Source organism: Pseudoalteromonas sp. UBA2102 (assembly GCF_002331165.1).
In the GTDB taxonomy this organism is placed as follows: Bacteria; Pseudomonadota; Gammaproteobacteria; order Enterobacterales; family Alteromonadaceae; genus Pseudoalteromonas; species Pseudoalteromonas atlantica.
Genome location: NZ_DCYU01000012.1, coordinates 1 through 12,227, shown reverse-complemented (window position 1 = coordinate 12,227; position 12,227 = coordinate 1). Strand labels below are relative to the sequence as shown.

At 40.6% G+C, this 12,227-nt stretch carries 12 protein-coding genes; 9 read left to right on the top strand and 3 right to left on the bottom strand.

Annotated elements, in window-relative coordinates; all coding sequences use genetic code 11:
- Window positions 1–575: glycerol-3-phosphate 1-O-acyltransferase PlsY (gene plsY / locus B2R65_RS01210; RefSeq protein WP_286740421.1), on the bottom strand; the 575-nt coding region annotated here is incomplete at its 3' end.
- A 230-nt stretch (window positions 576–805) separates the two neighbouring features.
- On the opposite strand from plsY, the gene folB reads away from it, so the two are divergent.
- From folB to trmB, 8 genes are all read left to right on the top strand, one after another.
- The gene (folB, locus tag B2R65_RS01205) at window positions 806–1,165 is read left to right on the top strand and encodes a dihydroneopterin aldolase (protein WP_004588546.1); all 360 of its coding nucleotides are present in this window, start codon (window positions 806–808) and stop codon (window positions 1,163–1,165) included.
- The gene (gene folK, locus B2R65_RS01200) at window positions 1,166–1,654 is read left to right on the top strand and encodes a 2-amino-4-hydroxy-6-hydroxymethyldihydropteridine diphosphokinase (RefSeq protein ID WP_286740419.1); all 489 of its coding nucleotides are present in this window, start codon (window positions 1,166–1,168) and stop codon (window positions 1,652–1,654) included.
- Window positions 1,651–2,451, top strand: a complete 801-nt coding sequence (locus B2R65_RS01195; RefSeq protein WP_004588544.1) for an undecaprenyl-diphosphate phosphatase — start codon at window positions 1,651–1,653, stop codon at window positions 2,449–2,451. Before folK ends, B2R65_RS01195 begins: the two co-directional genes overlap by 4 nt.
- Window positions 2,452–2,626: 175 nt before the next feature.
- On the top strand, window positions 2,627–3,982 hold the full coding sequence (mpl, locus tag B2R65_RS01190) for a UDP-N-acetylmuramate:L-alanyl-gamma-D-glutamyl-meso-diaminopimelate ligase (protein WP_286740417.1): 1,356 nt from the start codon (window positions 2,627–2,629) through the stop codon (window positions 3,980–3,982).
- A 1-nt stretch (window position 3,983) separates the two neighbouring features.
- The gene (locus B2R65_RS01185) at window positions 3,984–4,604 is read left to right on the top strand and encodes a flavin prenyltransferase UbiX (RefSeq protein ID WP_004588542.1); all 621 of its coding nucleotides are present in this window, start codon (window positions 3,984–3,986) and stop codon (window positions 4,602–4,604) included.
- Window positions 4,604–5,533, top strand: coding sequence for an ABC transporter ATP-binding protein (locus tag B2R65_RS01180; protein ID WP_004588541.1), 930 nt, complete (start codon window positions 4,604–4,606; stop codon window positions 5,531–5,533). The genes B2R65_RS01185 and B2R65_RS01180 overlap by 1 nt, the downstream gene beginning before the upstream one ends.
- A complete protein-coding gene (locus tag B2R65_RS01175; protein ID WP_286740413.1) occupies window positions 5,534–6,301 on the top strand; it encodes an ABC transporter permease in 768 nt (255 codons plus the stop codon). It begins immediately after the preceding gene.
- Window positions 6,301–6,966 (top strand): tRNA (guanine(46)-N(7))-methyltransferase TrmB, encoded by a 666-nt coding sequence (gene trmB, locus B2R65_RS01170; RefSeq protein WP_286740412.1) that lies wholly within the window; start codon window positions 6,301–6,303, stop codon window positions 6,964–6,966. The genes B2R65_RS01175 and trmB overlap by 1 nt, the downstream gene beginning before the upstream one ends.
- On the opposite strand, the gene B2R65_RS01165 is transcribed toward trmB, so the two are convergent.
- A complete protein-coding gene (locus tag B2R65_RS01165) occupies window positions 6,963–8,843 on the bottom strand; it encodes a bifunctional diguanylate cyclase/phosphodiesterase (protein WP_286740410.1) in 1,881 nt (626 codons plus the stop codon). The two genes, trmB and B2R65_RS01165, sit on opposite strands and share 4 nt — an antisense overlap.
- Window positions 8,844–9,119: 276 nt before the next feature.
- Here B2R65_RS01165 and panP point away from each other — a divergent pair, with 276 nt between their 5' ends.
- Window positions 9,120–10,748: a pyridoxal-dependent aspartate 1-decarboxylase PanP gene (gene panP, locus B2R65_RS01160; protein WP_004588537.1), complete on the top strand. Its 1,629-nt coding sequence runs from the start codon at window positions 9,120–9,122 to the stop codon at window positions 10,746–10,748.
- An 80-nt stretch (window positions 10,749–10,828) separates the two neighbouring features.
- Here panP and argE read toward each other — a convergent pair whose 3' ends face one another.
- Complete coding sequence (argE, locus tag B2R65_RS01155) at window positions 10,829–11,980, bottom strand: acetylornithine deacetylase (protein WP_256845650.1); 1,152 nt, start codon at window positions 11,978–11,980, stop codon at window positions 10,829–10,831.
- Between the last annotated feature and the right edge of the window lie 247 nt (window positions 11,981–12,227).

Here is a 12,227-nt window from a genome sequence, read left to right as displayed (position 1 = left end):
GCGCCCACTTTTGGTTCTTCACCTTTAAAAAGGCGCATAATATTAGTGCGATGACGAAATATAATTAGCACGGTAATAAAGGTTACCGGTAGGGTGTAAAGCGGTTTAATCAACCACGTATACAGTGGAGCAAGCGACACCGTGACCAAAGCGCCTAATGAAGAAAAGCGCGTAATAGCAACCACAATAATCCAAGTGCTTATTAATAGCCCCGCCAACGATAAACCAATCGGCAATAAAGAGCCAAATGCGGTAGCTACCGCTTTTCCGCCTTTAAAGCTAAAAAATAGTGGGTACATATGCCCTAAGCACGCGGCAACGGCGACCAAACCAAGTGCTAAAGGCGTTAGGTCTAAAAAATAAGCCCCCCATACGGGGATAGTGCCTTTTAAAATATCAAACACTAATACTAAGCACGCAGGAAAGGCTCCACCTAAACGATACACATTGGTGGCACCTGGGTTATTTGAACCGCTGCTGCGAGGGTCTGGCAGTTTGAATAGCCGAGACACTAATATAGCCGATGAAATCGACCCTAATAAGTAGGCTAAAACAAACAGTAAAATGGCTAACACAAAGTCCCTTATTTTTTAATTGTTATACCCATCGATAGCACTTTTACGCTATTATTGGCGGCACAATTTATCGTGAAAATTATTAACTGCTGTATTTTGCAGTTAATCTAGCTATTTGGCTATTGTAGAAGTAATTTTTACATATTTAAACACTGCTTAAAGCATATACAGTATTAATTTAATCAATGCATTGTATGCTTTGAGAGTGCTTATAGTTATTTGGAGTATCAATGGATAAGGTTTTTATATCTCAACTACACGTCGACACAATTATTGGAGTGTACGACTTTGAAAAAGAAAGTAAACAAAGCCTTTATTTTGATATTGAAATGCTCAGCGATATAAAGCCTGCAGCAGCAAATGATGACATTAATTTAGCACTCGATTATGCAAAAGTAAGCGAGCGAGTGATTGAGCACACTACGGCTAAGCCGGTTGAGTTACTTGAAACCTTAGTAGAGCAACTAGCAACTATTATATTAACCGAATTTAATACACCACAAGTAACAATTAGAGTGAGCAAACCGGCCGCTGTAGCGCAAGCAAACACCGTAGGTGTAGAAATAACACGCACAAAGGCTATGAGCTAAATGGCGCAAATTTATATCAGCTTAGGCTCAAATATAAATAAAGCGCATTATATTCGCTGTGCGCTTGATGCACTTGAGCAACACTTTACAGATATTGTGCATTCATCTGTTTTTGAAAGCGAAGCAGTAGGGTTTAAAGGTAATAACTTTTATAACTCGGTGGTGGCTGCTACCACATCAATGCCGCTTGAGCGTGTTTGTAAGTTATTAAAACAAATAGAGCGAGATAACGGGCGTAAAGCGGATGATAAAAAATTTAGCCCCCGTACATTAGATTTAGATCTGCTCTTTTACGATGACGTTATTTGCGACTTGCCTGCACAATTACCTCGCGATGAAATTACCAAAAACGCTTTTGTACTTCAGCCTCTTTGTGAAGTTGCCCCCAATTTTTATCACCCCGTTGCTAAGCAAACCATTGCTGCGCTATGGAGTGCGTATAACAACCCTCAACAAAAACTATGGAAGGTGGAGTTTTCTAACCCATGAGTATTTTAGAAATAATTATTTTAGCCCTGATTCAAGGATTTACTGAGTTTTTACCTATTTCGAGCTCAGCTCACTTAATTTTACCTTCGCAAATTTTGGGATGGGAAGACCAAGGCCTTGCTTTTGATGTGGCTGTGCATGTTGGTACGTTAATAGCGGTTGTTATTTATTTTCGTAAAGAAGTGGCTGATATTCTTAGCGCCTGGTTTAAATCGTTTGGCGCTCAAGGCACCACCGACGACAGCAAACTTGGCTGGTGGATTATACTGGGCACTGTACCTGCTGCGTTATTAGGCTTATTGCTAAAAGACGTTGTTGAGCTGTACCTACGCAGTGCCTGGGTTATAGCAGCTACGACTATTATTTTTGGTTTATTACTTTGGTACGCCGACGCCAAAGGTAAGCAAATGAAAACAATTTATCAGCTTAACTGGAAAACAGCGCTGCTTATTGGCTTTGCTCAAGCGGTGGCTATGATCCCAGGTACCTCTCGCTCTGGCATTACCATGACAGCGGGTTTATTGCTGGGCATGAACAAACAAAGCGCAGCGCGTTTTTCGTTTTTACTCGCTATACCTATTATTTCTATGATGGGTCTTTACTACACGATAGAGCTGGCTTTAGGCGATCATGTGGTTGATTGGAGCACATTAATTTTAGGTGTAGTCCTTTCGTTTTTATCGGCGTACGCCTGTATTTTCATGTTTTTAAAAGTGATAGAACGAATGGGCATGCTGCCGTTTGTAATTTACAGACTTTTACTTGGCGTAGGCTTAATTGTATTTTTAACGCTGTAATTTAGCTTATTACCAGCAAGCCCTCTTACTTAGGTAAGAGGGCTTTTTTATTTTATTAACGCTGTTTTAGCATCAGTGAATTGACGAGACGCGCATAGTCACGAAGCCTAAAATTTGGCATTATAGCGCCATTAAACTTCACAGACGTGCGAAGTACGAAAGGATTTAAAAAGTTATGCATATTCATATATTAGGCATTTGCGGCACCTTTATGGGCGGTATAGCGGCTATTGCTAAATCGCTTGGCCATAAAGTGACTGGCTCTGATCAAAATGTTTACCCGCCGATGAGCACTCAACTTGAGCAGCTGGGCATTGAGCTAACCCAAGGTTACGACGTAAAACAGTTAGAGCCAAAGCCAGATATGGTGGTTATTGGTAATGCCATGAGCCGAGGTAACCCCTGTGTAGAATATGTGTTAGATAAAGGCTTGCCGTATACATCAGGGCCAGAGTGGCTTAAACATAACCTATTGCAAAATGCTTGGGTGCTTGCGGTGGCAGGCACACACGGCAAAACCACCACATCAAGTATGCTGGCGTGGATTTTAGAGTATGCAGGTTTAAAACCCGGGTTTTTAATTGGTGGCATAGTTCAAAACTTTGGTGTGTCAGCGAAAGTGGGCGAAACCCCGTTTTTTGTAATAGAAGCGGATGAATACGATACCGCTTTTTTTGATAAGCGCAGCAAGTTTGTGCATTACTTACCACGTACGCTCATTTTAAATAACCTTGAGTTTGACCACGCCGATATTTTTGACGATCTAAACGCAATAAAAAAACAATTTCATCACTTAATGCGTACATTACCTCATACTGGCAAGGTAATTTGGCCAAAAGACGATGTCGCACTTGATGATGTTATTAAGCAAGGGCTCTGGAGCGAAAGTGAAACCCTAAATGGTGATTGGCATTATGACTTGCTAAGCGCTGATGGTAGCCAATTTAATGTGCTTTTAAACAATGAACTTCAAGGCACAGTTAATTGGCAGGCAATAGGCGAGCATAATGTTAAAAATGCCATTATGGCTATCGCGGCAGCGCGCCATGTAGGTATAGCCGTTGAGCATAGCATTGCAGCGCTTGAAGAGTTTATTAGCCCTAAACGGCGTATGGAGCTTAAAGCCGACATAAATAACATTAAAGTGTACGACGATTTTGCGCACCACCCAACAGCCATTAAAACCACGCTTGCGGGGTTACGTGCAAAAGTGGGTGATGAAAAAATTATTGCTATTTTAGAGCCTCGCTCAAACACCATGAAGATGGGTGTACACCAACATACGCTACTTGCTTCGTTAAGTGATGCCGATGACGTGCTGTTATTTGAGCCCGATAACCTAAATTGGTCTCTTAAATCGCAAGCCGATAATGCCGGTATGCAGTGTTTTAATAGTACGCAAATGATTATTGACACTGTGCTTGAAAATATAATGCCAAATCAGCACATATTAATTATGAGCAATGGCGGTTTTAATGGCTTACATCAACACTTAGTTGATGGTTTAGCTAAAAAATACAGCGGAGAATAATGTGCAGTTTAAAGATAAAATTACACTGGCGTTTAGTGGTGCTTCAGGCGCGCCTTACGGTTTAAGATTGCTTGAAGTATTACTCGCGCAGCAATTTCAAGTGTATGTACTTATATCAAGTGCTGCGCGCGTGGTGCTTGATACAGAGTCAAACATTAAACTCTCAGCTAATGAAGATAAAGCAACCGAGCAGTTAAGCGCTTTATTTAATGCCAAGCCAGAGCAGTTAAAAGTATTTGGTAAAGATAACTGGTTTAGCCCTGTAGCTTCAGGCTCTGCGGCGCCTAAAAAAATGGTAGTATGCCCGTGCAGTGCAGGGTCTGTATCTGCTATTGCGCTCGGTGCATCAGATAACCTACTCGAGCGTGCAGCCGATGTAGTTATTAAAGAGCGAGGGCAATTAATTTTAGTGCCACGCGAAACTCCCTTTAGCGAAATCCACCTTGAGAATATGTTAAAGCTTGCGCGTTTAGGGGTCACTATTATGCCCGCTGCGCCTGGTTTTTATCACAAGCCACAACGTATTGAAGACTTAGTTGATTTTATGGTGGCGCGAATTTTAGATCATTTAAACATTGAACATAACCTAACTAAACGTTGGGGTTATGGTGAGGGTAAATAATGAATAAGCAAAATGTTGCTTTAAATATAGAAGGCCTGACCAAGGTTTATAAAAACGGTGTAGAGGCCGTGAAAGGTGTTGATTTACAAGTTTTTGAAGGCGACTTTTTTGCCTTACTTGGCCCAAATGGCGCCGGTAAGTCGACCACTATTGGTGTTATATCGTCCTTGGTAAATAAAACACAAGGTAAGGTGGAAGTGTTTGGTCACAACATCGATACTGACCTTGAAGCTGCTAAAGCGCATTTAGGCCTTGTGCCACAAGAGTTTAACTTTAGTCAGTTTGAAACGCTTGGCCAAATATTGGTAAATCAAGCAGGCTATTACGGTGTTACCCGCGCAGAAGCGCATAAGCGTGCCGATAAATATTTAACTCAGCTTGGCTTATTAGAAAAAAAAGACAAGCAAGCACGTACGCTTTCAGGGGGTATGAAACGCCGTTTAATGATTGCCCGCGCATTAATGCATGAGCCAAAGCTACTAATATTAGATGAACCCACTGCAGGGGTTGATATAGAGCTGCGCCGCTCAATGTGGGACTTTTTACGCCAAATTAATGAGCAAGGCGTAACGATTATTTTAACCACGCATTACCTTGAAGAAGCTGAGTTGTTATGTAAAAACATCGCCATTATTGATACTGGCCGTATTGTTGAAAACACCACTATAAAAGCGTTACTAGCTAAGCTTGATAAAGAAACCTTTGTGCTTGATTTAAAACAGCCAGCACAGCCAGTCACCCTTGAGGGGTACTCGTTTAGCATGCCTGATGAACACACCATAGAAGTTGAAGTGGCTAAATCTCAAGGGTTAAATGCAGTTTTCAGTGCGCTAACCGAGCAAGGCAACACTGTTTTGAGTATGCGTAATAAAGCAAACAGATTAGAAGAGTTATTTGTAGGATTACTAGAGCAAGGGCGGGGCGAATAAATGTTTAAATATGGCGTAGCCTTAAAGAGTTTATGGATTAAAGAGTGTATTCGTTTTTTACGTATTTGGGTGCAAACCTTAGTACCGCCGGCGATTACGATGAGTTTATACTTTGTTATTTTTGGTAATTTAATTGGCTCACGTATTGGTGAAATGGGTGGTTTTAGCTACATGGAATTTATTGTTCCGGGGTTAATAATGATGTCGGTTATTACCAACTCATATTCTAATGTTGCTTCTAGTTTTTATTCAACCAAGTTTCAAAAAAGTATTGAAGAGCTATTGGTTGCGCCTGTGCCTAATTACATAATTGTACTTGGTTATATGGGCGGCGGTATGACCCGCGGCATGATGGTAGGCTTTATTGTTACCTGTGTATCGCTATTGTTTGTGGATATTCAAATACACAATATATTTGTAATTATGGCGACGGTAATTTTAACCTCAGCGGTGTTTGCACTAGGTGGTTTAATTAACGCTATTTACGCCAATAGTTTTGACGATATTAGTATTATCCCAACCTTTATTTTAACGCCACTAACATACTTAGGTGGCGTATTTTATTCAATTACGCTACTGCCAGAGTTTTGGCAAAATATATCGCAAATAAACCCAATTATTTATATGGTTAATGCGTTTCGTTATGGCTTTTTAGGCGTGTCGGATGTTGATTTAAGTGTCGCGCTTGGCGTTATATTAGTATTTATTACGGTGCTATTTACTTTAGCGCTAACGTTAATTAAAAAAGGTGTGGGGCTTAGACATTAATGAGCGATGCAAATTCACGCAGTATTGTATCTAATCAGGCGGGTATACACGAAAAGCTTGATGAAATCGTTAACAAGCATTTAAACGCAGAGTTTAAAAAGCCTATTGCTGAACACACTCAACAAGCGTTTGATGAAGTCAATGAGCAGGTTCAAGCTTTTAATGGACCGCTTATTATAGACTCATGTTGTGGAGTAGGGGAGAGCTCGGCTAATTTAGCTAAGCGCCACTCAGATGCATTAATTATTGGTATTGATAAATCGTCACATCGCTTAGATAAGCACGATGTTGAATATAAACAAACAGACAGCGGCCAGTACATTTTGGTACAAGCTGACTTAAACGACTTTTGGCGTTTAGCTGTGGCTGCTAATTGGCAGCCTACTCATCATTATTTGCTTTATCCTAACCCATGGCCTAAATCTAAGCATATCCAACGTAGGTGGCACGGCGCGGCTATTTTTCCGTTTATTGTTAAGCTAGGCGGTCGCTTAGAGGTGCGCAGTAACTGGGATATTTATGTAAAAGAGTTTGCCAGAGCGCTTGAGCTATCGGGACACCCTTGTGAGGTGACGCTGTATGAATCAAACGAAGCAATTACTCCGTTTGAGCGTAAATACTGGGCCAGCGGCCAACAAAGCCATCGTTTAGTGATAGATCTTTAAACGGCCACTTCCTCTTGGCTTGATGAGTTAACATGTGGCGCTGGGTAAGCAAAGTAATTGCCTTGCATCAGCGCCACATCTACATTTTTAAGCGCATTTTCAATACTTATATTTTCTACCGACTCTGCCATGAGCGTTAAACTAAGTTGCTTCGCAGCATGAACTGTATGCTCAATAAATAAGGCTATATTTTCATCACTTACTGCTTGTTTTACTAATGCGCCGTCGAGTTTTATACCGTTTACTTCAAGCTTTAGCGCATTCGAAATATTTGAATAACCACTACCAAAACCAGTAATAATGACATTCACCCCTTTGGTTTTTACCATAGAAATAAACGTTTTAACCTCTAAAAAATTAGTAATAGCGTGTGACTCTAAAAGGCCAAGCGTTATGTTTTCTGGGTGCGGGTAGCGCTTAAGCTCGCTAGCAATGTATTCACTCAAACTAGGGTCGAGTATATCTTTATCGCTGATATTTAAGCTCCAGCATATATCTGTTTTTCTAAACCGCTCTATACATTGGCTAAATAGCGTGCGCGTTAGTAGTCCGCCGATTCTTGAGCGGCTCACTACATTTAAAAATGAGTCGGGTTTTAAAATTTCGCCATTTTTAGTCACCATTCTGGCTAAGCATTCGTAATGTACAACTTCATTATTGGTGGTGTTAAACATAGCTTGAAAATAAGGCACTATGCGGTTGTTATCAAATGCTTCTTGAACCTCTTTGGCAAGGCTTACATTGTATTGATACTGGTTTTTTACATCGCTCATTACTTTTGAGTAGCTAACAACCTTACCGCGCCCATGTTTAGCCTGAAGCGTTGCAATGTGCGCGTTTTCAATCAGTAGTGATTTATTACCACTGGCGATACCTGCGCAGTAAGTTATATAAATAAATGGGTTAGTTAATACCGGGCTGCTTGCGTTATACGACTCAACTAAATCGCTCAGTTCGCTGCTTTTAAAGCTTTTAGGGGTAAGAACGGCAATTTTATTAGTAGCAAGGCGATACACCTTACAGCTTTGCGGGCTGCGGCTTTGATAATGACTGAGCAAGTTTTTCATTACGTTGTCGCCAACTTGAGTGCCATAAAAGCTATTAATATCTTCAATTTCGTTCACCCAAATAATGGCAAGCTGCATGTGATGTGAATTACTCTTTTTGATAAAGTACTCAAGCGCAATATGATTGGCAAAGCCCGTACTGGCATCTGTTGCTAGGGTACGCTTTAACAAATATATATAAATAGCTGCAACCAGTACCGCAATAAAAAAGAAAAAACACGCCGTTATTATGGCTTTAGTGACACTGTATTGAAGCTTTTTATTTAAATCATCTAAGGTTATGTCGGCACCCGTAATGTAGGTAGTACCATATTTATCTACAAAGGGAATAAAAACAGTTTTAAAATCACCCCATTGGTCGCTAGATTGCTCAAAAACAGGCTCGGTAGAATAAAACGCGCCCCTGTTAATGTCGGTGGCCTCTGGGTATAAATCAAGAAATTGCGTAACACGTGCGTTTTCTTGATCGTCTTTGGTGTAGCTGGATGAGGTAAAGTAAACTTTGTTATCGCGCATGATCATCGAATAAACGTAAGCTATATCAAGCGCTTGTGCAAGCTCTGAGAGTTGTTTGCTTTTAGTTTGGTAAACCGAAAAACTAATATCGTAGCCTTGGCTAATTCTATCGTGGTAACTTTGCCCTAAAATATGTTTTACGCTGGTGGCGGCATTTAGAAGGCGCTCATCGACAGCGTGCATTATTTCGCTACGCGCTGAGCTATAGGTGTAATAAACATAGACTAATAAACTGACCAAAAACAATGTAAAGCCAGCTATAAACCACTTCCCTTTTAATTTCCCTGTGAGCATACTTGTCCCTTATTGTTACACACATTAAGTATACGCATAAATGCAATTTGCCCAAAACTAAAATGTGACTTTTTAATAAAATCCTATTATTGAAATTTTTTTACAATATTTGTCATCCGTTTAGTCGCTTTTATGGCTTAAAGGGAGACATTTTACTTATATTGCAGTAAAGTTAGCGCAATTTTTAAAAGAAGCACGCTGCTTATAATAGCGCCATAGTTTGGCATTTTTAACTGTTAAACGCGTGTTTTAGCTACACACACACTAGGTATAAAGATGGATCAAAAGCGTTGTGCCGTCGCCTCTAAAGAAAGCCTTAAGCGTATATTTACTGTACCTGAAGCGCCAGACTCAACTTTAAGCAAAATTGAGCTTGAAATTTCGAGTAATTTAGCAGGGTTTTTAAACGAAAATATAGCGGCAATTGAAAAACCATTACACGAAATTGAAAAAGATTTTCAGGCTGCGGTGATCCCAGAAAACCCAACGTTTGTATCTGCTTACGCCCAAGATATTATGGAGCAGCTAGTTGCCCATTCGGTACACACGGCTGCGCCTAGCTTTATTGGGCATATGACATCGGCTCTTCCGCATTTTTTACTACCGCTTTCAAAATTGATGGTGGGGCTTAATCAAAACCTAGTAAAAATAGAAACCTCAAAAGCATTTACGCCCCTAGAGCGCCAAGTACTAGGTATGATGCATCATTTAGCTTACTCGCAAGATGAGTCGTTTTATTCTAAATGGATGCACAGTGCTAAAACATCACTCGGTGCTTTTTGTTCTGGTGGTACAGTTGCAAACATAACGGCACTGTGGATTGCACGTAACCGCTTATTAAAACCCGACGGCAGCTTTAAAGGCATTGCCGCTCAAGGGCTCGTTGCCGGTATGCTGCATTATGGCTACAAAGGGCTGGCCGTTTTAGTGTCGGAGCGAGGGCATTACTCTTTAGGTAAATCAATTGACTTACTAGGCATCGGCCGTGAAAATTTAATTGGTGTAAAAACCTGCGAAAATAATAAGGTTGATGTGAATGCCATGCGCGAAAAAGCCTTAGAGCTTGAATCGCAAGGCATAAAAGTTATGGCGATTGTTGGGGTTGCTGGCACAACCGAGACCGGTAATATCGACCCTCTTGATGATATGGCCGATTTAGCACAGCAAATAAACTGTCATTTTCACGTTGATGCAGCGTGGGGTGGGGCAACGCTTTTATCGCAAACGCATCGCCCATTATTAAAAGGAATTGAGCGCGCAGATTCAATTACCATTGATGCACACAAACAAATGTATGTGCCAATGGGCGCAGGCTTGGTGTTATTTAAAGACCCAACTGCTACGGATGCAATAGAGCACCATGCAGAGTACATATTACGTAAAGGTTCAAAAGATTTAGGAAGCCATACACTTGAAGGCAGCCGCCCAGGTATGGCTATGTTAGTACATGCTTGCTTACGCGTTATTGGCCGCAAAGGCTACGAAATGCTTATTGATCGTAGTATCAAAAAAGCACATTACTTTGCTGATTTAATTAAAGCGGATGAAGACTTTGAGCTGATTTCAGAGCCTGAGCTGTGTTTGCTTACATACCGCTATGTGCCTAAACAAATTAAACAAGCCATAGCCCAAGCAGATGCCGCAACACGGTTAGAAATTTTCGCGTCGCTCAATCGCTTTACTGCCAGTATGCAAAAACGCCAACGTGAATCAGGGCGCTCGTTTGTATCGCGTACTCGCTTAACCCCTTCAAAATACGATAATCAGCCGACAGTGGTATTTAGAGTTGTATTGGCTAATCCGCTCACATCGGGTGTTATATTAAAAGAGATTTTAGCTGAGCAAAAAGAGCTTGCTAAAACAGACCCTGTATTTAAAAAGTATTTAAGTAAGTATATGCAGTAACGCCTAGGTATAAGCTAAAACACAGGCGCCAATGGGCGCCTTTGTTATTTTTGCTGTGAGTTTTTAATACAGTCTTCTTTTTAAGCGTTAAAGCAGTTTGCCCTAATAATGTCAGTTATAATTTTTTGCGATGGGTTTATTTTCTCCATTGCTAAAAATTCATCAGGTTGGTGGGCTTGGTTAATTGAGCCTGGCCCCATGACTATTGTTTCACAGCCAAGTTGCTGTATAAACGGAGCTTCTGTGCAATAATTTACTGCAACTGCTTTTTCTCCTGCAATTTTTTCTGCCATTTTAACGAGTGCGCTATCAGTGCTACCACTAAAAGCTGGAATGGGCTCGTGTAAATCGATTACGCTCACTGCGCTTGGGTATTGCGCGTTTATATCGCTGGTAGCATCAATAAGTAAAGCTTGTAAGTCTTTAATGCTTAACCCTGGGAGCGGGCGCATGTCTATGTGCATTTCGCAGCAGCCACAAATTCGATTTGCGTTGTCGCCACCATGAATATTACCTAAATTTAAGGTAGGGTAAGGTATTTCAAAATGTTCAACTGAATATTTATTCTTTAACTGCTCTTTTAAGATCAGCAACTTTGTAATCACTTTATGCATGACTTCGATGGCGTTAAGACCACGTTCGGGATCGGAACTATGACCTGAGCGGCCAATCACTCTTATAGCCGTGCTCATATGTCCTTTGTGAGTAAATACAGGAGTCATATCAGTAGGTTCACCAATAATACAACGCGCAGGTTTTAAATTAGGATGCTTACAAATTTGCTGCGCTCCCGCCATGGTGGTTTCTTCATCGGCCGTGGCAAGTATTAAAATAGGTTGTGTTTGCTGTTTTATATCAAGCTCACTAATAGCTTGTAATACAAAAGCAAAAAAGCCTTTCATATCAATACTACCTAACCCATATAAGTTATTGTTATGTTCAGTGAGTTTAAACGGGTCGTGGTTCCAGCGGCTATCGTCAAACGGTACGGTGTCTGTATGGCCTGCAAGCATTAAGCCGCCATCTCCTTCCCCCCGCTTAGCAAGTAGGTTGTAACGGCCTTTTCCACCTTCTAACTCTATAATTTCGCAAGTAAAACCTAAACTTTCGCACCAACGTGCTAGCAACTCTATTACCCCTTTATTACTCATACAAAGCTCATCTTCTATTGCACTAATAGAGGGGGCAGCAATGAGTTGTTGGTACATAGAGATAAATGACGGCAAAGACATAAAAAAATCCAAAATAATTATTCAATTTAATTGCATAACAATATAAAAGTATTTATGATGAATATCAATTCACTTTTTAAGCATAAATATATTAAGTATAGCCATGAAGATAATGCGACGATAATCAACAATTCATTGAGAAAAGTATTAGCTAGCATCTAAGCTAGTGTAAGCGAACACCACACCTATTTAGTAGTAAATTTATAAACGAGTAAAAAATGAATGTAGCGATTATTGGCGCAAGCGG

What these genes read in the sequence shown, in the direction of transcription:
- folB (WP_004588546.1), top strand. Translation starts at nt 806, where the DNA reads ATGGATAAGGTTTTTATATCTCAACTACACGTCGACACAATTATTGGA.
- folK (WP_286740419.1), top strand. Translation starts at nt 1,166, where the DNA reads ATGGCGCAAATTTATATCAGCTTAGGCTCAAATATAAATAAAGCGCAT.
- B2R65_RS01195 (WP_004588544.1), top strand. Translation starts at nt 1,651, where the DNA reads ATGAGTATTTTAGAAATAATTATTTTAGCCCTGATTCAAGGATTTACT.
- mpl (WP_286740417.1), top strand. Translation starts at nt 2,627, where the DNA reads ATGCATATTCATATATTAGGCATTTGCGGCACCTTTATGGGCGGTATA.
- B2R65_RS01180 (WP_004588541.1), top strand. Translation starts at nt 4,604, where the DNA reads ATGAATAAGCAAAATGTTGCTTTAAATATAGAAGGCCTGACCAAGGTT.
- B2R65_RS01175 (WP_286740413.1), top strand. Translation starts at nt 5,534, where the DNA reads ATGTTTAAATATGGCGTAGCCTTAAAGAGTTTATGGATTAAAGAGTGT.
- trmB (WP_286740412.1), top strand. Translation starts at nt 6,301, where the DNA reads ATGAGCGATGCAAATTCACGCAGTATTGTATCTAATCAGGCGGGTATA.
- B2R65_RS01165 (WP_286740410.1), bottom strand. Translation starts at nt 8,843, where the DNA reads ATGCTCACAGGGAAATTAAAAGGGAAGTGGTTTATAGCTGGCTTTACA.
- panP (WP_004588537.1), top strand. Translation starts at nt 9,120, where the DNA reads ATGGATCAAAAGCGTTGTGCCGTCGCCTCTAAAGAAAGCCTTAAGCGT.
- argE (WP_256845650.1), bottom strand. Translation starts at nt 11,980, where the DNA reads ATGTCTTTGCCGTCATTTATCTCTATGTACCAACAACTCATTGCTGCC.